Below are 20,004 nucleotides of genomic sequence, written 5' to 3' on the forward strand. Positions count from 1 at the left end.
CGCAAACTCACAATCATTGTTCTCAACCATTTTTTTTGCCCAACGATGAAACCAGTACATGTGCGCGCTTTCTACCCTGCCGATCCGGTGGGGGTGGTGCCGGGGGGCGTGGATACGTTCCTGCGCGGAATCCTGAAGTACGCGCCCGATGATCTTCGCTTCAGCTTGGTCGGAATGACTACCGACGAGGCAGCGCGACCATGCGGGCGTTGGACGCGCTGCCAGCTAGGGCAGCGCGAATTCGATTTCTTTCCGGTGGTGCGGGTGGCCGATGCCGGGCAGCGCTCACGCATTCCGCTGTCGCTTCGCTACACTGCTGCCACGGCGCTTCGCCTGCGTGAATTGCGTGTTGGCTTTGACGTGTTTGAGTTCCATCGCATCGAGCCCGTGCTGCTGTTCCTGAGTGATGCGAGACCTAAGAACGCATTTTTCCACCAGGATATGGCTGTGATCCGCTCGGACAAGGCCGACATTGTTTGGCGTCACATGCCGGGTCTTTACTTTTCTATAGAACGGCGGGCGGTGAATGCGCTGTCGTCGGCGTGGTGCGTCCGCCAGGAGGGCGTGCGTGCAATGCATGCACGCTACCCGAGCCAGGCGGAGGCAATTCGCTTCGTGCCGACTTGGGTGGACACCGAGGTTTTCTCGCCGCTGGATGATGCGGCTCGACAGGCGTTACGCATGCGTCTGGCTGCCGAGTTGGGGCTTGACGCCGGCTCTGCCTGGGTGATCAGCGTTGGCCGGCTCGACAGCCAGAAGGACCCGGAGCTGATGCTCGCTGCTGTGGCACGGTTAGTGGCGCAGGGATCAGACCTGACTTGGCTGGTAGTGGGTGACGGGGTTCTGCGCGCCGGCCTCGAACGCCGCGTGGCCGATGCAGGGCTGCAAATGCGCGTGCGCTTCCTGGGCCTCAAGGCACCCGCACAGATCGCGGATCTGATGCGGGCGGCCGACGTGTTCGCCTTGTCGTCGGCTTATGAGGGCATGCCTATGGCCGCGCTTGAGGCGCTGGGCTCGGGTCTGCCGGTAGCCACGACCGATGTCGGCGAGGTGCGCCAAGTAGTACGGCCAGGCCTCAACGGATCGATCTCGGCAGACCGAAGCGAGGAGGGCTTCGCTGCTTGCCTAGCTGAAGTGCTGGCGCAGCGCGAGAGCTATCGTGGCGAGCCGGCGGTGCAGGCGATCAAGCCATTCCAGCCGGCGAAGGTTCTTGCACCTGTGTTCGACACCTATCGGCAATTGGGCAGACATTTTCGTGAGCAAGCACCCCTTGCTGAAAATCAGACGAGGAATATTGAATGAGTGCCAAACTGGAATCGCAGCCGGAGCCGCGCAAGCGCGGCCATGTGATCGGGATTCCGATCGATGCCATCTCTTGGGCTGGGGCTCAGCGTCTACTGATGGCTTGGGCAACCGCACATGAATCGCGTTACGTATGCATCTGCAATGTGCATTCAGTAGTGTCAGCGACTCAGGATGCAACATTCCGCCAAGTGGTGGAGCATGCCGACCTGGCGACTCCAGATGGCGCGCCGGTGGCTTGGACGCTACGGCGCAAAGGCTTTGTTGACCAGCCGCGCATCAACGGCCCCGACCTTATGTGGCGTCTGTGCGCGGATGCCGAGGCCCAAGGCGTAAGTGTGGGACTTTTCGGGTCCAGCCCCGAGACGCTAAGCCTGTTGACTGCGGCGCTGAGCGCGGCATTTCCGGCACTGCAGATCAGATATTGCGTGTCACCGCCGTTCCGCCGCTTGAGTGTCGAGGAAGATGAGACTATCTGCCGCGATATCAACGCCAGCGGTGTCGGCCTGTTATTCGTCGGATTGGGCTGTCCCAAGCAGGAGGCTTGGATCGCCGCGCATCGCGGCCGCGTGCAGGCGGTAATGCTGGGCGTCGGCGCGGCGTTCGACTATCACGCGGGAACGATTAGTCGAGCGCCGGGTTGGATGCGGTCATCGGGGCTTGAATGGTTGCACCGGCTGTGTTCGGAGCCACGCAGGCTGTGGCGCCGCTACCTTGGTACCAATTCGCTATTTATTGCAAAGACCGCTGCCGATTTTCTGGCTGGTGGCTTCGAAGCTAACAAGCGGTCGTCTGAATTCTCCCTCAGCAGTAAGTGGCCGGAATCAGGCCATCGTCACAAACACAACAAGTAAGACGCTCCCCACCAATGAATACTCCCACGGAAATCAGTAATCCCAGCGCAATCCAGCGAGCGAGTTGGAAGGACAGCCTCAAACGCGCACTACAGGCGCAACCTCGCCTTTGGTCCGGCTACTGGCGCACCAAGCAGCAGATACGTAGGGTGTTGCTATTGCGCTTCTTCCTGTACGACATCCGTCACACGTTAAAGGCAATGTACTGGGGCGAAGGGCAAGCGGATCGCGTCACGCTGGCGGCGAGGCTGCTGTTCAATTACCACAAGCTCGAGAAGGGAATGGTTATGCCGGGGCCGCGACGGATGTTCGGCGTAGAGCCAGCGCTAGCTGTAATAATTTTGTGCAGGCTCTGGATTGCCACTGGAAGGCCGCGTTCCGACCCAGTGTTCATCGGGGCCATTGAGACACTAGCAGCCTATGCCCGGCGCTTACAGGAGAGTGCTCTTGATCTCAGCGGCATCGTGTTGCCTAAAGTGCTGGCTTTCCTGAATGAAGTGCCGGAGCGCAGCGCCCAATTGATAACACCGCAGCCACTGCCGACTTCACGAGTGCCTGGCCTCGGGGCCGACGGTACATCTTTTACCGAGCTTGCCCTGGCGCGTCGCAGTGTGCGTGAATTTCAGTCTGAACCTGTGCCCGCCAATATCCTGACGCGTGCAGCGGAGGCAGCGCAACTGGCGCCTTCAGCGTGCAACCGGCAGCCCTGCCGCCTGCTGATCGTAAGTACTGACGAGGAGAAGCAGGCACTGCTGGCCCATCAAAATGGCAACCGCGGTTTCGGGCACTTGGCGCCGCAGGTAGCGATCTTGACAGCAGACGAGGGGTGCTTCTTTGATGCCAGTGAACGCCATGAGCCCTATATCGACGGCGGCCTGTTCGCAATGAACTTCATTCTGTCACTGCGCGATCAGGGCGTCGGCAGTTGCTGCTTAAATTGGTGCGTGCCGCCAGCGACCGATCTTGCCGTGCATCGCCTGTTCAATATCCCTCAATCGCAACGGATCATTATGTTGGTTGCGATCGGATTCGAGCCGCCAGATTGCATGGTTCCCCGGTCGCCCCGAAGGGCAACTTCGGATGTACTTCTGTTCTATAAAAATTGAAGTCATTACAAATTCACAGAGGGAGGTTGAGTCATCGCCGCAAGGCGCTTCCCTACAGGCTCAAGTGTTGACTTGGATTTTGCGAAATAGAAATGTATTGGGTTCGCGATTTCGCGGGGGTGAGTGCCTCTTCTACATCAAAATGGTTTCTTATAGGCTTTACTGGACTTTATTCATGAATCGTAGACCTTGGGTTGTACTGGAGGAGGATCTCAAGGCGCAGCGCGAGGGCATCCTGTCGCTGGGCTTTTGGGCGCTATTAGTTTACCGATTCGGTCATGCTCGGTACGTTGTGCGTTCTCGGTGGGTGAGACTTCCCCTGACTGTGGTCTATCTATTGCTAAACAAACTAGTGGAGATTTTTTGTGGCATGAGCATAGGTGGTAATGCGAAAATAGGGAGACGGTTTGTGATTGAACACCAAGGTGGCATCGTCGTTCACGGTGCCTGCGTCATCGGCGATGATTGCATCATTCGACAGGCCGTGACGCTGGGAAATCGGCATCTTGACCAACCCAACCCAACGCCGCGCCTCGCTTGGGGAATCGAGTCAATGTTGGTGCGGGAGCAAAGATTCTGGGTGGCGTGCATATTGGAGACGATGCCGCAATAGGCGCCAATGCGGTCGTGCTGTGCGACGTGCCGGCAGGGGCGGTTGCTGCGGGTGTGCCGGCACGGATTATTCCGCGAGGCTCTATGAATGAGGTGAAGTTGGGCTAATTCTATTTGTGCATTTATAGTGCATCAATTTCAGATTGCTATCGAGTATGGGCTATCAAAAATAGTTGCTTTATTGAAATTCGAATTGAAGACAAGGATGATGGAGTTTCACGGCAATCGAGGTTGAAGCAGTTGTGTGAAGATAAAACAATAAATACTGGCGTTAGCTGCCGATCAAAGATTGGAATTCGAGCAGTATTTTATTGCCCATGCGGTGGGAAAAGTTCCTCAAGATAATGCAATTCATCGAAACTCATCACCCCAAAGTGGGTAACAGGCGGACCATGTAACCAACGACGTGGAGCGTCGTTGGTTACCAGTCTTCAAGAAATTTCACTACCATCATCTTGAGTTCTTTTTTGTTTTGCTTATTTAGATGACCCATATAAGCGCTGTCTATCGACTCTTGTGTGGCTTATGAAAAGATTCTCCTTGCGGGTAAAGAATAATGAATCAGAAAGTTTTTCATGACAGACCGTGTTGCACGAGGTCTGCTGGCATTGCAGGTGCTCTTGCTGCTGGTAGGCACGCTGATGCCTGGCGCCTGGCGCAGTGGGGCGGAACACCGCCTGCACGCACCGTTTCCGGTGTCGTCATGGGCTCACTTTGTGCTATTTGCAGGCATGGGTCTTATGCTTTCAGTGCGTCCGCTGGCTTGGCCTACGGGGGGTATTGTGCGGGCCGCGCTGGCCCTGGCGTTGCTGACCGAGGGGCTGCAGTTTTTGGCTATTGATCGCCACCCGCGCCTGCTGGACGTGGGGATTGATATGGCGGGCACTGTTTTTGCTCTGGCTCTTGTAAAAGGAAGAAGTCTATGTACCGTCCACCGATAAGGCTGTCGTCGCCCTCAATCCGCTTCGTGGCCATGGGCCTGGATATGCTGATCATCTGCATCAGCGGTTTCGTGGCTTGCCTGTGGTATCTCCCTCCACTCGAAATACACGATATACCCGCAGGTTACAAGATGCTGGTGCTGGCGGCAGCATTTATATTTTTGGTGTCTTCGCCCAGTCTTTACAGGTCCTGGCGCGTCAATGAACTCGGGGCCATGCTGCGCTCGGTAGCCCTTGCCTGGGTGGTCACCGTCATGATTTTGCTGGCCGGGTTGTTCGTTACCAAGGCTTCTTCGGATTTTTCGCGCGTGTGGTTTGGCGCCTGGAGTGGGGGTACGCTGGGGCTGCTGATGCTGCAGCGGCTGGTGGTGTATGCGGGCTTGCGGTGGCTGCGGGACAAGGGCTACAACTACAAGCGCGTGCTGGTGGTAGGCGACAGCCCGGCCATTCAGCATGTTGAAGAGGCGCTGGAGCAGGCTGCCTGGAGTGGTTTGCGTTTGCTGGGGAAGGTAATGCCCAGTGAACTGGACGCGTATATTAAAAAGCAGCAAGGCCTTAAAACCGGCATTGATGAGGTGTGGCTGTGCCTGCGGCGCAGCGACGACACGGGCATACGCCTGGTGCTCGATGCACTGCGCCACAGCACCGCCAACATACGGCTGGTGCCCGACTGGTTCACGCTGAAGTTGATCAACCATGGCGTGAGCGAGGTGGTGGGCATTCAGATGCTCGACTTGTCGGCTTCGCCCATTACCGGCGAGGTGCGCCTGGTCAAGGCCGTGCAGGACTTTGTGCTGGCCAGTCTGATCTTGCTGCTGATCAGCCCGCTGCTGGTGGCGATTGCGCTGGCGGTCAAGTTCACCTCCCGGGGGCCGGTGTTTTATCAGCAAAAGCGCCATGGCTGGAATGGTGAAGAGATCTGGGTTTACAAGTTTCGCAGCATGGTGGTGCACCATGAGGCCGGTTCTCAAGTCACGCAGGCCAGCAAGAATGACTCGCGCATCACGCCACTGGGGGCTTTTTTGCGCCGCACCAGCCTGGACGAGTTGCCGCAGTTCATCAATGTGCTGCAGGGCCGCATGTCCATCGTCGGGCCACGGCCGCATGCGATGGCGCATAACGAGCATTACAAGGAACTGGTGCCGGGCTATGCGCTACGCCACAAGGTCAAGCCAGGCATTACCGGCTGGGCGCAGGTTAATGGCTTCAGGGGCGAAACCGACACGCTCGACAAGATGGCAAAGCGGGTGGAGTACGATCTGTATTACATCGAGCATGTGTCGCTGTGGCTGGACCTGAAGATCATCGTGGCCACGGTGTTCAAGGGTTTTGTGCATAAGAATGCGTATTAGGTTGGATTGTGTAGAGTAAGGATGTGGTCAGCAATAAATTCCCTGCGTCATACCCGCGAAGGCGGGTATCCAGGCTCGGTTGAGCGCTTCAGCCCGTGTTGCTGGATTCCCGCCTTCGCGGGAATGACGGACGGGAAGTTATTATTTGGCGCACCCTAAGCAAGTCGGAGTGCGCTTTTCATGCTTCGATATGCGCTGCACGCTACCCAGCAAATTCTCTTCGTTCGCCCTGTGCAGGCCGCCAGGCCATATGGCAGCCTGACTTGTGTTAGTTGAAGGTGCTTGCATGTCAAGCCATCTTTTCAACCCAAACACCGCATCAGGTAAACAGTTCTCGCATCGCTGTCGCAATTCCTTTTTCACTACCGAAAGCAACAACCTATGAACATTCAAAAAGTCACCAAAGCTGTCTTTCCGGTTGCCGGCCTCGGCACCCGTTTCTTGCCGGCCACCAAGGCCAGCCCCAAGGAAATGCTTCCCATCGTGGACAAGCCGCTGATCCAGTACGCGGTGGAAGAGGCCGCCGCCGCCGGCATCACCGAGATGATTTTTGTCACCAGCCAGAGCAAGCGCTCGATTGAAGACCACTTTGATCGTTCCTGGGAACTGGAGAGCCTGCTGGTCAAGCGTCAAAAAAATGACCTGCTGGAACTGGTACAGCAAATCAAGCCCGCACACGTCAACTGCATCTATGTGCGCCAGGCTGAAGCACTCGGTCTGGGCCATGCGGTGCTGTGCGCCGAAAGCGTGGTGGGCAACGCGCCTTTTGCCGTGCTGCTGGCCGATGATTTGCTGGATGCGACGACGCCGGTGCTGCGCCAGATGCTCCAGATTTACGAACAGTATCAGGCCAGCGTGGTGGCGGTAGAACGCATTCAGCCTGCGCAAACCCGCTCCTACGGCGTGGTGGCCGGGGACGCAGCGCGTCAGTGCAGCCAGGGGCAGGCTTTTGCCATCAGCGGCATCGTCGAAAAACCGTCTCCGGAAGAAGCACCTTCTGACTTGGGTGTGGTGGGGCGCTATGTGCTGGACGCACGCATTTTTGACAAGCTGCGCAACCTGAACCCCGGTTCAGGCGGCGAGATTCAGCTCACTGACGGCATCGAGGCACTGCTGAAGGAAAACGCCGTGATGGCCTACCTGTACGAAGGCGTGCGCTACGACTGCGGCAGCAAGCTGGGCTACCTGAAAGCCTCGGTGGACTTTGCCTTGCGCCACCCCGAGTTGGATACTGAGTTTGCTGCCTTTTTGCAGCAACGCGCCGCGAGCATCCAGACTGCGGCTTGATGAGTGATTCGATGGTCAGCGGTGCAGTCGCGGCGGATGCAGTGATTGCACCGGAACTGCCCGCAAGCGAGTTTGCAGCAGCCGTAGCGGCGCTGCCGCTGGTATCGGTCGATTGGGTGGTGACTAACCCTGACGGCCAGTTGCTGCTGGGCCAGCGTATCAACGCCCCGGCGCGTGGCTGGTGGTTCACGCCGGGCGGGCGCATCCGCAAGAACGAAGCATTGGCCCAGGCCATGCTGCGCGTGGGGCACGATGAACTGGGCTTGACTCTGGATGTTTGCAGTCAGGTGTTGAGCAAAGCCCGGCTGATGGGCGCATGGGATCATTTCTATGCCGACAGCGCCTTCAACGCCAGCATGTCAACCCACTACGTGAACCTGCCGCACTGGCTGCCGCTGACTTGGGCCGAATTGGCACTTCTCAAGTTGCCCGTGGGCGAGCAGCACAGCGCGTGGCAGTGGCTGCCGCTGGGGGATGCTGCACAGAACCCGTTGGTGCACCCTTACGTTCGGCCGTATGCGGCCTGGGGGCTGGAAAATTTCTCGAATGCTGTCTATGCTTGATCAGCCCTGAGCGCGCAGGCAACAAAAAAGCCGTTTCTGATTGAACAGAAACGGCTTTTTAAATGTGGTGCCCGGGGCCGGAATCGAACCGGCACGCCTTTCGGCGGGGGATTTTGAGTCCCCTGCGTCTACCAATTTCACCACCCGGGCTAGCGGAAGCGAAGCCCTAAATTATGGCACAGTGTGGGCTATGAAATTCCAAACTATTGAAGACGCGGTTGGAAAAACACCGCTGGTCGCCCTGCAGCGCATTGCCGCTGCCGACAACGCCGCGCGCGGCAACATCCTCCTTGCCAAGCTCGAAGGCAACAACCCGGCCGGCTCGGTCAAGGACAGACCAGCGCTGTCCATGATCCGGCGCGCCGAGGAGCGCGGCGACATCAAGCCGGGTGACACGCTGATCGAGGCGACCTCGGGCAACACCGGCATCGCGCTGGCCATGGCTGCAGCGATCAAGGGCTACCGCATGATCCTGATCATGCCGGAAGACCTGAGCATCGAGCGCGCCCAGACCATGAAGGCTTTTGGCGCCGAGCTGATCCTGACGCCCAAGAGCGCCGGCATGGAGTATTGCCGCGACCTGGCCGACAGGATGCAGCAAGAAGGCAAGGGCAGGGTGCTGGACCAGTTCGCCAACCCGGACAATCCGCGCATTCACTATGAAACCACCGGCCCTGAAATATGGACCGATACCTTTGGAAAAATCACGCATTTTGTCAGCGCCATGGGAACCACCGGAACGATTACTGGCGTATCGCGCTACCTGAAAGAGCAAAACCCCGCCATCCAGATCATCGGCGCGCAGCCCAGCGAAGGCTCGCGCATTCCAGGCATCCGCAAATGGCCGCAGGAATACTTGCCGAAGATTTATGACCCCAGCGCGGTCGATGAACTGGTGCTCGTCAGCCAGCTTGACGCCGAGGACATGTGCCGCCGGATGGCGCGCGAGGAAGGCATTTTTGCCGGCATCTCGGCCGCCGGCGCCTGCTGGGTGGCGCAGGAGATTGCCAAGACGGTGAAAGACGCCGTGATTGTGTTCGTTGTCTGCGACCGGGGCGACCGCTACCTGTCCACCGGCGTGTTTCCGGCATGAGTTTGGCATTTTTCATAACAAAATTGGCCATATCCGCACGCTGTACGGGCATGTACAGCTATAAAAAAAATAGCGACTAGTCGCCTGCCAGCCATGACTCACGAATTCAGGTTCTGTCCGAACTGCGCGATGCCGCTGGCCATGCGCTCGGAAATGGAAGACGGCGGCGAGAAATCGCGGCTGCGCTGCCCGGCGTGCGACTTCACCCACTGGAACAACCCGACGCCGGTGCTGGCGGCGGTTGTCGAATATGAAGGCCAGATTCTGCTGGCGCGCAATGCGGCGTGGGAGGGCCGGATGTTTGCCCTCATCACCGGCTTCATGGAAGCGGGCGAAACCCCGCAGGACGGCATTGCACGCGAGATCAAGGAAGAAACCAACCTGGACACGGCATCGCTGGACCTGATCGGCGTGTATGACTTTCAGCGCATGAACCAGATCATCATTGCCTACCATGCGGTCTGCACCGGAGAGGTCAGGCTGTCGCCTGAACTGGCGGAATTCAAGCTGTATGACTTTGACAAGCTCAAGTGCTGGCCGGCCGGGACCGGCTACGCGCTGGCGGACTGGCTGCGCACGCGAGGCCATGTGCCGGAATTCATGCCCTGGGGCGAAAACCCGCACTGAATGCGCTCGTTACCAAGCGTGGCTGACGCGGCGTTTTGCTGCCTAAAATAGCAGCAATCCCCAAGGAAACCCATGAACATCGACAAAGAACTCGACACGCGCGGCCTGAACTGTCCGCTGCCCATCTTGAAGGCCAAAAAAGCGCTCGCCGACATGCTGAGCGGCCAGTTGCTGCGCGTGGTTTCGACCGATGCCGGCTCGGCCCGCGATTTCCAGGCGTTTGCCAAGCAGACCGGCAATGAACTGGTGGACCAGCAAACCGTCGGCAACGAGTTCATTCATGTGCTGAAACGGCGCTGACGCACGGCAGGTTTGCAGTCGCCCGGCCGGGCGCGTTCAGTGCCGGCGCTGGGTTATTTCAGACGCGCCAGCTGTTCCCTGAGTTTCTCCAGCGTCGCCGTGAACTCGACCAGCCGCCGGCGTTCCTGCTCCAGCACGGCGGGCGGCACCTTGGCGACAAAGGTCTCGTTGGCCAGCTTGGCCTGCACCTTGACCAGCTCGCCTTCAAGCCGCGTGGCTTCCTTGCCCAGGCGCGCTTTTTCCGCCGCCACATCGACTTCCATGTAGAGGCAGACGCGCGCATCGCCCACCACGGCCACGGGCGCGGCTTCTGCGGCGGCGACCCATTCGGCTTCGGTGGCGAACAGCTTGACCTCGCTGAGCTTGGCCAGTGACCTGAGCACTGGCGACACGGCGTTGATGAAGTCGCCGTCGCCCACGACCAGCAGCGGCAAGCGCGTGGCGGGCGACACTTTCATTTCGCCGCGCAGGTTGCGGCAGGCATCGACCAGCGTCTTGAGCTTGGCGACATGCGCTTCGGCCTGCGGATCGATCTTTTCGGGCTGGCTTTGCGGGTAGGGTGCGATGCCGATGAACGGGCCGGCCTTGCCAGCGACGGGCGCGACCTTTTGCCACAGTTCCTCGGTGATGAACGGAATCAAGGGATGCGCCAGCCGCAGAATGCCCTCCAGCGTGCGGATCAGCGTGCGGCGCGTGGCGCGTTTTTGCGCGTCGTTGCCTTGCTGGATCTGCACCTTGGCGATTTCCAGATACCAGTCGCAGAACTCGTCCCAGATGAACTGGTAGATGCTGCCGGCGACGTTGTCCAGGCGGTACTCGGCAAAGCCCTTGGCCACGTCCAGCTCGACGCGCTGCATGGTCGAGGCAATCCAGCGGTCGGCCTGCGAGAAATCAAGATAGTTTTCAAACTCGCCGCCGGGCGCGCATTGTTCCTTGCTGTGTTCGTTCAGGCCGCAGTCCTGGCCTTCGCAGTTCATCAGCGTGAAGCGCGTGGCGTTCCAGAGCTTGTTGCAGAAGTTGCGGTAGCCTTCGCAGCGCTTGCTGTCGAAGTTGATGCTGCGGCCCAGGCTGGCCAGCGAGGCAAAGGTGAAACGCAGCGCATCGGCGCCGTAGCCGGGAATGCCAGTGGGGAATTCCTTCTCGGTGTTCTTGCGCACCTGCGGCGCCGTTTCGGGCTTGCGCAGGCCTTGCGAGCGCTTGTCCAGCAGCGGGGCCAACTCGATGCCGTCGATCAAGTCCACCGGGTCGAGCACATTGCCTTCGGACTTGCTCATCTTCTTGCCCTGCGCATCTTTCACCAGGCCGTGGATGTACACATGCCTGAACGGCACCTGGCCGGTGAAATGCGTGGTCATCATGATCATCCGGGCAACCCAGAAAAAGATGATGTCGTAACCGGTGACGAGTACGCTCGACGGCAAAAACAGGTCCAGTTCCTTGGTCTTTTCAGGCCAGCCCAAAGAAGAGAAGGGCACCAGCGCCGATGAATACCAGGTGTCCAGCACGTCCTCGTCACGGCGCAGGGTCTTGCTGGGCGCCTGGGCCTGCGCGGCGGCCTCGTCGGTGGCGACATAGACCTTGCCATCCTCGTCGTACCAGGCCGGAATCTGGTGGCCCCACCAGAGCTGGCGCGAAATGCACCAGTCCTGGATGTTGCCCATCCACTGGTTGTAGGTGTTGACCCACTGCTCGGGAACGAACTTGACCGCGCCGCTGTCCACGGCGTCAATCGCTTTCTGGGCGATGGATTTGCCGGTTGGGTCTTGGCTTGAGACCTTGTTCACGGCGACAAACCACTGGTCGGTCAGCATCGGTTCAATCACCTGGCCGGTGCGGGTGCAGCGCGGCACCATCAGCTTGTGTTTTTTAACTTCGACCAGAAATCCCTGCGCTTCCAGGTCGGCGACGACGGCCTTGCGGGCGACGAAGCGGTCCAGGCCCCGGTATTTCTCGGGCGCGTTGTCGTTGATGGCGGCGTCGAGCGTCAGCACGCCGATGATCGGCAGCTTGTGGCGCTGGCCGACCGCATAGTCGTTGGTGTCATGCGCGGGCGTGACCTTGACCACGCCGGTGCCGAATTCCTTGTCCACGTAATCGTCGGCAATCACCGGGATGTCTCGGCCGCACAGGGGCAGGTTCACGAATTTACCGATCAGGTGCCTGTAGCGCTCATCTTCAGGATGCACCATCACCGCCACGTCGCCCAGCATGGTTTCGGGCCGCGTCGTGGCCACGGTAATCGAACCGCTGCCATCGGCCAGCGGGTAGCGGATGTGCCACATGAACCCGTCTTCTTCCTCGCTCTCGACTTCCAGGTCGGACACGGCCGATTTCAAAATCGGATCCCAGTTGACCAAGCGCTTGCCCCGGTAGATCAGGCCCTGCTCATACAGCTGCACGAAGGTCGAGGTAACGACCTTGGACATCTTCGGGTCCATGGTGAAGTATTCATGCTTCCACGACACCGAGTCGCCCATGCGGCGCATCTGGCGCGTGATGGTCGAGCCGGACTCTTCCTTCCATTCCCAGACCTTGCTGACGAAATTCTTGCGCGCTTCGGCGGGCGTTGGCCCCATGTCATGGCGGGTTTTGCCTTCTTCGCCCTGCAGCTTGCGCTCGACGACGATCTGCGTGGCGATGCCGGCATGGTCGGTGCCGGGAACCCATAGCGTGTTGTCGCCCTTCATGCGGTGGTAGCGCGTCAGCGAATCCATGATGGTCTGGTTGAACGCATGGCCCATGTGCAGCGTGCCGGTGACGTTGGGCGGCGGCAGCTGGATGCAAAACGACGGCTTGGCTTCGTCCAGCGTCGGCTCGTACTGGCCGCTTTGCTCCCACAGCGGACCCCAGCGGCGCTCGATGTCGGCCGGCTCGAACGACTTGGCCAGGCTGTCCAGCCCCGGCGTGGAAGGGATTGCCGGGGCGGTGTCGGTGGCAGGGTTGGGCGGTGTAGGGGTGGCAGCTTCAGTCATGGGGGCAATGAAAAACGGCATCGCAGGATGCCGCCTTGGGTTGAATGGGGTGTTGGAGCAAGCCTGATTTTATTCGACGGATGCGGCCTTGCCGTTTCCCCAAGCCTCTCGCGCACATATCTGTTCCTGGTCAAAAGCTGGTTATCCAATAAAACCTGGCCGGCTTGACGCCCTACAATTTCACGGGTTTTCAACAAGGATTATTTTTTATGGCCTCGCATCCCAGGAATCGCAACCTGCCCCATCTTCCACGCCGCCTGGCGATCAAAGCCTGCGCCTCCGGCGTGCTGCTGTGCGCTTTCGGCTTTGACGCGCCGGCATGGGCGCAGCAGCCGCTGGCGCTGTCCACGGCCATCAACCGCGCGGGCCGCCTGCGCGCCTTGTCCCAGCGCATCGCCAAGGCCTATGCGGAGATGGTGCTCGACGTGATGCCCGACCGTGCGCAAAATGTGATGGCGACCGCGCTGGGCATTGTCAAGACCAACCTGACGGAGCTTGGCCGCGCCGGATTTTCCGCCGACATGGCCGGTCTGCTGAACGTGTGCGTCGCCGACGCCGGGCGCCTGTCGGGCCTGGTGGCCGGTGCGCCCGCAGCCGCCCGGCTCGCTGATGTCAACAAGGCCGCCGAACAGCTGCTGGCCAGCGCCGACCGCCTGACTGGGGAGCTGGAAAATCGCGGCAAGTCCAGCGCAAAAATCGTCAATATCGCAGGCCGCCAGCGCATGCTGTCGCAAAGAATGGCCAAGTCCTTCATGCTGATCGAAGCCGGCCAGGATGCGGCGCCCCTGCGCAAGCAGCTGGACACGGCGCGCGGTGAATTCACCGCCGGGCTGGGCGCCCTGGAAGCGGCGCCGGTTTCCACCGCTGCCATCAAGCAGGATTTGCAGCAGGCGCGCACGCAATGGATGTTTTACCAAAGCGCGCTTGATGGCAAGGGCCGGGCCACGGCACGCCGCGATGTGGCCACCACCAGCGAACGCATGCTGGAGATTATGGACAACCTGACCAGCGGGTACGACGCCGCGCTCAAGGAACTGCTGGGCAGCATGGCCTACCCGGCCGTCCAGTACGCGGCGCTGTAGCCGCCGGCTATCAGGAAGGGGGAAGCCTGCTCAACAGGCAGGGTGAAAGTAAGGGGCTCAAGGCCGTTCATAAAACCATAGACAAGCATTCCAGGGAAGATTTTCTCTACCATGGAACGTCACCCAGCACGTCAGCCGAACAGTTGTGCTGACGATTCGCACCACGGAATTGCGCCGTGGAAGACCAGATGGCACCCAGTGACCGCGTTGCCGGAGTCAAAGGTGGCGGGTCTTTTTGATGATCCCCGCACCGGTAATGCGCTGCATGCGCTGCTTTGAGGTTCGCGCGAACCTTCGACCAGAACGACCATACATGCTTCGAGCGATTCCTTTCAGGTAGCTCAAAGGTGACATGGCCGCCGTTCGCCGTGGGCACAAGACCCACCGGCACAGCCGAAAGCTCGGACAAACCCAAACCTCTTCGGGCGATAGCCAAAGCCGCGCCCTGATGAACCGATATCCCTTTCTTTTGTGCGTGATTCACCGCGCCTATGACGGAGGTGTAGGCCGGATTGACTTCAATCACCTCGACCCCGGCGCGAAAGGCGGCTGACTTGATGCTGCTGGCCACCTTGTTGCAGGCAAAGCTTGACAGCATTCGGGCCTGCTGGCGGTTGACCGTTTCCAGCTCGGCCTTCTTTTTCTGGAAATTGAGCTTCTCGATAACGACGGGCTTGCCGTTCGTTCGGGCGTGCATGACGATGGCGCCCACCGCATCGCCAATCAGCGCCTTGGCCTGGTCCGCCGATTTGCCATAGGTGTGCAAGTCGATGCGCTGGGCGGCAATCAAGTTGCCAAAACGGTCTGTTTCAGCGACTGCCAGGTGGTCGGCGTTGACATCCACGCCCATCGCACCCATGCCTGCGCTGGTGTTGACCTTGACCGCTTGAGCTTGCACGCTGACAAACACCCGCCAGCCTGTGGCGTCGCGCACGAAGCGGTAACTCAACGCGGTGCCCGTGCGTTTGACCATTGCCACGCCGGCCTTGGTTTGGGCCGTGATGCGCTGGCTGGTGCCCAGTGCGGCCACAATTTGGCTGTGACCATAAGCGAACCGGATGCCGGCGAGCGCCAGGCGCTTGTCCTGACTGGACAGGGCATCGGGCAGTCTCAAGGTCAGCTTCAAGCTGCCGTCGTCGGCGACCGTGGCTTGACAGCCCTGGCAACCTGCTGACTCATCCTTGCTGCCCAATACAAAGAACTGGCTGGAGCGCCCGGCCGCCCAGTCCTTTTTCCATGCTTCATGTGAGTCGTAGCCATTGGCCTTCAGCTCGAATTGCGCGTGAAACAGCTTTTTACTGCCAAAGCACAAGCGAGTCTTGCCCGATTCGTGATCGGCCTGCATGGCCGACAGGCGCGATTGCATGAGGACCAGGCGGCGCTTTTTCTGATGCAGCTTGTCGCTGCCTGGCGCTTTGCCCGTCAGCCTGGCAATGACCTTGAGCGCTTTTTTGATGCGCGCTTGCGCCTCGGCAATCAGCTCGGGTCTGCGCTCTTTGATTGAATCAATTTTTCCTTCCAGCCCAATACGCAGCGCATTGAACTGGCGGGCCGTGATGCCGAACCGGGGCAAGAAATCGCGCTTGAGATCGTTGAGCTTGCCACCGGCCTGCAGGGCGGCAAAAAGACTGCGCTCGGCACGCCCGTACAGTTCGGCATACGCATCGAGCGCCACCGCCTGCGCTGCATCGAGTGCAGGACGGGTCTGGTAAGTGAAGACGGGGCGCTCACTCATGAATTGCATCGAGCGCTTTTTGCGCCCGATTCCTGGCCCATCGTTCCTTGCCGCGCCCCTTCAGGCCTGAAGCAGCGGCCGCATCGACAGTCAATCATCTTGTTGGCTACTGCGTATTCGCTCAGGCGTGATAACGGCCTGTCCAGATCGCCTTTTTGATCGGCGTGTACTGGCAACGTCTTGGCTTTGCACATGCGCCACGCCGTTTTGTAACGGATGCCTTGCCACTCTGCCCGGACATTTAATTTCATGGGGAATATTTTGTACCGTCTGTCTATGTTTATCTATAAATTAGGCGCTGTTCGGAAAGTTTGAGGCCCAGATATTGATGCGGTCTAATCATCCGATTTGGCCAGAATGACCCCCGCACGCCACACCTTTACCGATGCGCAATGGCAGCGTATCGAGCCGCTCATGCCCCCTTGCAAGGGTCGCCCCGGCGGGGCGCACAGGACGTTTTTCGATGCCCTTCTGTGGATGGCCCGCACGGGCGCTGCCTGGCGCGACTTGCCCGAGCAGCTGGGAAAGTGGAATGTGGTGTACCAGCGCTACGCCTACTGGTGCGGCAAAGGCCATTTCGAGCGCTTTTTCCAGGGCGTGCAGCAGCCCGACCTGGAAGAGGTGATGGTGGATTCGACCTGCTGCCGGGCGCACCAGTCCTCAGCAGGCGCCCGAAAGACCAGCGGCCCGCAGGCCATTGGCATCACGCGCGGCGGGCTCAACACCAAAATTCACGCCGTCTGCGACGCGCTGGGCAACCCGCTGCGCTTTGTGCTGACCCCGGGCCAAAGGCATGACTCCAAGCCAGTGCCCGAATTGCTCGACGGGCTGCAGGCCAAGGCCCTTCTGGCTGACAAGGCCTACGACTCGGACACGATTGTGCAAAGTGCCCAAGCGCAAGGCATGCAGGTCATCATCCCCTCGAGGGTCAACCGCAAAAAGCAGCGCGTCCTGGACCGGCATCGCTACAAGGCGCGACACTTGGTTGAAAATCTTTTCCAGCGCATGAAGGTCTTTCGCCGTGTGGCCACCCGTTTTGACAAGCTCGACGTCACGTTTCTGGGCTTTGTGCACATCGCCGGCACCATGAAATGGCTCCACTGACTTTCCGAACAGCGCCTAATGAGTTGTTTTCAACCCCTATTTTTTATGCTGTTTTTACTCTCGCCCGCCAAGTCGGTTGACTACGAAGCCCTGCCGCATGTCGCGGTGCATAGCCACTGTTCCAGCGCCAGTCAGCCGGCCGGGCGCAGCGGCGGACTGGCCGTGGCTTGAATTAGCCGGGTAGCCCTGTGCAGCCTTTCTTCTCCACATAGCTCAATGAAATCAAGAGTGAATACCCAGATACTCTTGCGATTTTCAAGCTCTACACTGGCTTCGGTTTTTACAAGATACATTTTTTAACAAGAAATATTTTTATGTTTTCACATTCCAGGAATTGCCAACTGCCATATCCTCCGCGCCGTCTTGCGTTAAAGGCTTGCGTGTCCTCCGGAGCGTTGTTGTATGGTTTTGGTTTTTCTGCGACGGCATGGGCGCAGCAGCCCCTGGCGATCTCCACGGCCATCAACCGCGCGGGCCGTCTGCGGGCCTTGTCCCAGCGCACGGTCAAAGCGTATGCCCAGTTGGTCCTTGGTGTGGAGCCCGAACAGTCGCAGGACGTGTTGACGACAGCGCAGCGCATTGTCAAGACTTACTTGAATGAACTCGGACGTGCAGGATTTTCCGCTGAAACGGCGGGTTTGCTGGCCGTGTGCCAGGCGGACGCTGACCGTCTGGCGGGCCTGGTGGCGGGTACGCCCGCAGCCAGCCGGCTTTCCGAGGCCAACAAAGCAGCCGACCAGATGCTGGCCAGTGCGGAGCGCCTGACAGAGGCGATAGAGAGCCGGACCAAGGGCAGCGCAAGAATCGTCAACATCGCCGGCCGCCAGCGCATGCTGTCCCAAAAAATGGCCAAGTCCTTCATGCTGGCGGAAGCCGGTGTGGATGCGGAGGCCATGCGCAAGCAACTGGACGCGGCGCGTTCTGAATTTGTCCTGGCGCTGGACTCGCTGGAAGCCGCGCCGGTTTCAACCCCCGCCATCAAGCAGGGTCTGGCGCAGGTACGCCTTCAGTGGGTGATGTACGAAATCGGCTTGAACGCCAGGGAAAAGCTGGTTGCACGCCGCAATGTGGCCACCACCAGCGAGCGCATTCTGGAAGTCATGGACAACCTGACCGGCCTGTACGAAGCCGCGCTCAAGGAACTGCTGGGAACGGTGTCCTACAACGAAATTCGGTTTGCCGGGCTGTATCCGGCATCCTGAGCGCCGCTCGCCAGGCTGCATCCGGCGCCTGCCGGCTGCCTGCCAAGCGCTGCAACGAATCAGCGAAAATAAGGGGCTAAAGGCCCCTATTTTTATGCTGTTTTTACTCTCGCCCGCCAAGTCGCTCGACTACGCCACCCCGGCCCATGTGGCCGCTCACACCCAGCCGCTGTTCAAGCGCCAGTCGGCCGAACTGATCGCGGTGCTGAAAGCCAAATCGCCGCAAGAAATCAGCAGCCTGATGAAGCTGTCGGATGCGCTGGCCGGCCTGAACGTGGCGCGCTACGAAGCCTGGTCGCCGACATTCACCGCCAGCAATTCCAGGCAGGCCGCGCTCGCCTTCAATGGCGACGTCTATGCCGGGCTGGACGCCAAGACCCTGGGCGAGGCGCAACTGGCCTGGGCGCAAGACCGCGTGTGCATCCTGAGCGGCCTGTACGGCGTGCTGCGCCCGCTCGACTGGATGCAGCCTTACCGGCTGGAAATGGGCACGGCACTGGTGACGGAGTACGGCAAAAACCTGTACCAGTTCTGGGGCGCGCAGATTGCCGACTACCTGAATGAACGCGCGGCCGCCGATGTATCGCCCGTCATCGTCAACCTGGCCAGCGAGGAGTATTTCAAGGCGGTCAGCCGCAAGGTGCTGAAAGCGCGCGTCGTGACCTGCGTGTTCGAGGAGTGGCGCGGCGACAGGTACAAGATCATCAGCTTCATGGCCAAGCGTGCACGCGGCCTGATGGTGCGCTACGCTATTGAAAACCGGCTGGCCACGGTTGAAAAGCTCAAGGGCTTTGACGCTGAAGGCTATGGTTTTGATGCCGCAGCGTCGGCGATGGACCGGCTGGTGTTCAGGCGCGGGCAGGGCGTTTGAGTCTGCACGAACGGCCGCTGCCGGTAAATTTTGATCAATAAACCATCTAGCGCACGCCACACATGCGCAAGCAGCTATGAAAATAAGAGCAAATGGCATCGACATCGAAGTCGAGGACAGCGGCGCCGCCTTCGATGCGCAGGGCCGGCCGCGTCCGGTGGTGCTGCTCATCATGGGTCTGGGAATGCAGCTGATTGCCTGGCCGCCGGCCATGGTGCAGGCGCTGGTCGATGCCGGCTACCGGGTGGTGCGCTTCGACAACCGCGATGCCGGGCTGAGCCAGCATTTCGATGCGCTGGGCAAGCCGAAAGTGCTGTGGGCGGGGCTCAAATACCGGCTCGGCTGGCGCATCAGGCCGCCTTACAGCCTGCACGACATGGCGCTGGACGCGCTGGGCGTGCTCGATGCGCTGCACATCGACCAGGCGCATGTGGTCGGCGCCAGCATGGGCGGCATGATCGCCCAGCGCCTGGCTTTGCTGGCGCCCGCGCGGGTCTTGAGCCTGACGAGCATCATGAGTTCGAGCGGCGCGCGCGGCCTGCCCGAGGCGCGGCCTGAAGTCACCCGCGTGCTGATGAGCCGCCCCGGCAAAGGCCTGGACGCGGCCATTGAGCATTCGGTCCGGGTCTTCAAGACCATTGGCAGCCCCGGTTTTGCCATGAGTGATGCCGAGTGGCGGGACATTGTGGGAACGGCGGCCAGTCGCAGCTTTTATCCGGTCGGCATTTTGCGGCAGATGGTCGCCGTTCTGGCCGACCGGACGCGCGCCGATGAGCTGGCCGGCATCAAGGTGCCGACGCTGGTGGTGCATGGCAAGGCCGACCCGCTGGTGCCGCTGGCCTGCGGCGAAGACACGGCCCGGCGCATTCCGGGTGCAACACTGGCCGGGATTGAAGGCATGGGCCATGATTTGCCGCCCGGCGTGGTCGAGCGCCTGCTGGCCTTGCTGATTCCGCACTTCACATCCGCCCCTTCCAGGAAATGAAATTGGAACTGAAAAA

General features: G+C 59.9%; 20 protein-coding genes and 1 tRNA gene. 18 read left to right on the forward strand and 3 right to left on the reverse strand.

Annotated features, from left to right (window positions below):
* The first annotated feature begins 45 nt into the window (after positions 1-45).
* The 9 genes from ABLV49_RS05000 (at position 46) to ABLV49_RS05035 (ending at position 8,017) form a co-directional block, all read left to right on the forward strand.
* Positions 46-1,302, forward strand: a complete 1,257-nt coding sequence (locus ABLV49_RS05000) for a glycosyltransferase family 4 protein (protein WP_349280505.1) — start codon at positions 46-48, stop codon at positions 1,300-1,302.
* On the forward strand, positions 1,299-2,156 hold the full coding sequence (locus ABLV49_RS05005) for a WecB/TagA/CpsF family glycosyltransferase (protein WP_349280506.1): 858 nt from the start codon (positions 1,299-1,301) through the stop codon (positions 2,154-2,156). Before ABLV49_RS05000 ends, ABLV49_RS05005 begins: the two co-directional genes overlap by 4 nt.
* 14 nt (positions 2,157-2,170) lie before the next feature.
* Positions 2,171-3,262 carry a nitroreductase family protein gene (locus tag ABLV49_RS05010; RefSeq protein WP_349280507.1) on the forward strand — a complete coding sequence of 364 codons (1,092 nt, stop codon included), beginning with the start codon at positions 2,171-2,173 and terminating at the stop codon, positions 3,260-3,262.
* 175 nt (positions 3,263-3,437) lie between these two features.
* The gene (locus ABLV49_RS05015; protein WP_349280508.1) at positions 3,438-3,875 is read left to right on the forward strand and encodes a hypothetical protein; all 438 of its coding nucleotides are present in this window, start codon (positions 3,438-3,440) and stop codon (positions 3,873-3,875) included.
* The gene (locus ABLV49_RS26005) at positions 3,800-3,982 is read left to right on the forward strand and encodes a hypothetical protein (RefSeq protein WP_415838086.1); all 183 of its coding nucleotides are present in this window, start codon (positions 3,800-3,802) and stop codon (positions 3,980-3,982) included. Before ABLV49_RS05015 ends, ABLV49_RS26005 begins: the two co-directional genes overlap by 76 nt.
* Positions 3,983-4,449: 467 nt before the next feature.
* Positions 4,450-4,815 carry a hypothetical protein gene (locus ABLV49_RS05020; protein WP_349280510.1) on the forward strand — a complete coding sequence of 122 codons (366 nt, stop codon included), beginning with the start codon at positions 4,450-4,452 and terminating at the stop codon, positions 4,813-4,815.
* A complete protein-coding gene (locus tag ABLV49_RS05025; RefSeq protein ID WP_349280511.1) occupies positions 4,797-6,167 on the forward strand; it encodes an undecaprenyl-phosphate glucose phosphotransferase in 1,371 nt (456 codons plus the stop codon). The genes ABLV49_RS05020 and ABLV49_RS05025 overlap by 19 nt, the downstream gene beginning before the upstream one ends.
* Positions 6,168-6,554: 387 nt before the next feature.
* Positions 6,555-7,454, forward strand: coding sequence for a UTP--glucose-1-phosphate uridylyltransferase GalU (galU, locus tag ABLV49_RS05030; RefSeq protein WP_349281605.1), 900 nt, complete (start codon positions 6,555-6,557; stop codon positions 7,452-7,454).
* The gene (locus ABLV49_RS05035) at positions 7,454-8,017 is read left to right on the forward strand and encodes a GDP-mannose mannosyl hydrolase (protein ID WP_349280513.1); all 564 of its coding nucleotides are present in this window, start codon (positions 7,454-7,456) and stop codon (positions 8,015-8,017) included. The genes galU and ABLV49_RS05035 overlap by 1 nt, the downstream gene beginning before the upstream one ends.
* Before the next feature lie 65 nt (positions 8,018-8,082).
* Here ABLV49_RS05035 and ABLV49_RS05040 read toward each other — a convergent pair.
* Positions 8,083-8,167, reverse strand: a tRNA-Leu gene (locus tag ABLV49_RS05040).
* 40 nt (positions 8,168-8,207) lie between these two features.
* On the opposite strand from ABLV49_RS05040, the gene cysM reads away from it, so the two are divergent.
* The 3 genes from cysM (at position 8,208) to ABLV49_RS05055 (ending at position 10,037) form a co-directional block, all read left to right on the forward strand.
* Positions 8,208-9,110: a cysteine synthase CysM gene (gene cysM, locus ABLV49_RS05045; RefSeq protein ID WP_349280515.1), complete on the forward strand. Its 903-nt coding sequence runs from the start codon at positions 8,208-8,210 to the stop codon at positions 9,108-9,110.
* A gap of 93 nt (positions 9,111-9,203) precedes the next feature.
* Entirely contained in the window at positions 9,204-9,737 is a 534-nt protein-coding gene (locus ABLV49_RS05050; protein WP_349280517.1) for an NUDIX hydrolase, read from the forward strand.
* A gap of 72 nt (positions 9,738-9,809) precedes the next feature.
* Entirely contained in the window at positions 9,810-10,037 is a 228-nt protein-coding gene (locus tag ABLV49_RS05055; RefSeq protein ID WP_349280518.1) for a sulfurtransferase TusA family protein, read from the forward strand.
* Positions 10,038-10,090: 53 nt separating this feature from the next.
* On the opposite strand, the gene ABLV49_RS05060 is transcribed toward ABLV49_RS05055, so the two are convergent.
* Positions 10,091-13,030: a valine--tRNA ligase gene (locus tag ABLV49_RS05060; protein WP_349280520.1), complete on the reverse strand. Its 2,940-nt coding sequence runs from the start codon at positions 13,028-13,030 to the stop codon at positions 10,091-10,093.
* A gap of 188 nt (positions 13,031-13,218) precedes the next feature.
* On the opposite strand from ABLV49_RS05060, the gene ABLV49_RS05065 reads away from it, so the two are divergent.
* Positions 13,219-14,091 carry a type IV pili methyl-accepting chemotaxis transducer N-terminal domain-containing protein gene (locus tag ABLV49_RS05065; RefSeq protein WP_349280521.1) on the forward strand — a complete coding sequence of 291 codons (873 nt, stop codon included), beginning with the start codon at positions 13,219-13,221 and terminating at the stop codon, positions 14,089-14,091.
* A gap of 106 nt (positions 14,092-14,197) precedes the next feature.
* Here ABLV49_RS05065 and ABLV49_RS05070 read toward each other — a convergent pair whose 3' ends face one another.
* Positions 14,198-15,826, reverse strand: coding sequence for an IS200/IS605 family accessory protein TnpB-related protein (locus ABLV49_RS05070; protein WP_349280523.1), 1,629 nt, complete (start codon positions 15,824-15,826; stop codon positions 14,198-14,200).
* A gap of 357 nt (positions 15,827-16,183) precedes the next feature.
* On the opposite strand from ABLV49_RS05070, the gene ABLV49_RS05075 reads away from it, so the two are divergent.
* The 5 genes from ABLV49_RS05075 to ABLV49_RS05095 all read left to right on the forward strand — a co-directional run bounded on the left by ABLV49_RS05075 (position 16,184) and on the right by ABLV49_RS05095 (position 19,988).
* Entirely contained in the window at positions 16,184-16,930 is a 747-nt protein-coding gene (locus ABLV49_RS05075) for an IS5 family transposase (protein ID WP_349280525.1), read from the forward strand.
* 45 nt (positions 16,931-16,975) lie between these two features.
* On the forward strand, positions 16,976-17,101 hold the full coding sequence (locus tag ABLV49_RS05080; protein ID WP_349280526.1) for a hypothetical protein: 126 nt from the start codon (positions 16,976-16,978) through the stop codon (positions 17,099-17,101).
* Between the two features lie 209 nt (positions 17,102-17,310).
* Positions 17,311-18,132 (forward strand): type IV pili methyl-accepting chemotaxis transducer N-terminal domain-containing protein, encoded by an 822-nt coding sequence (locus ABLV49_RS05085; protein ID WP_349280528.1) that lies wholly within the window; start codon positions 17,311-17,313, stop codon positions 18,130-18,132.
* 94 nt (positions 18,133-18,226) lie between these two features.
* Positions 18,227-19,003, forward strand: coding sequence for a peroxide stress protein YaaA (gene yaaA, locus ABLV49_RS05090; RefSeq protein WP_349280530.1), 777 nt, complete (start codon positions 18,227-18,229; stop codon positions 19,001-19,003).
* A gap of 76 nt (positions 19,004-19,079) precedes the next feature.
* Entirely contained in the window at positions 19,080-19,988 is a 909-nt protein-coding gene (locus ABLV49_RS05095) for an alpha/beta fold hydrolase (RefSeq protein ID WP_349280531.1), read from the forward strand.
* Positions 19,989-20,004 lie beyond the last annotated feature (16 nt).

The organism is Polaromonas hydrogenivorans (assembly GCF_040105105.1).
Taxonomy (GTDB): Bacteria; Pseudomonadota; Gammaproteobacteria; order Burkholderiales; family Burkholderiaceae_C; genus Polaromonas; species Polaromonas hydrogenivorans.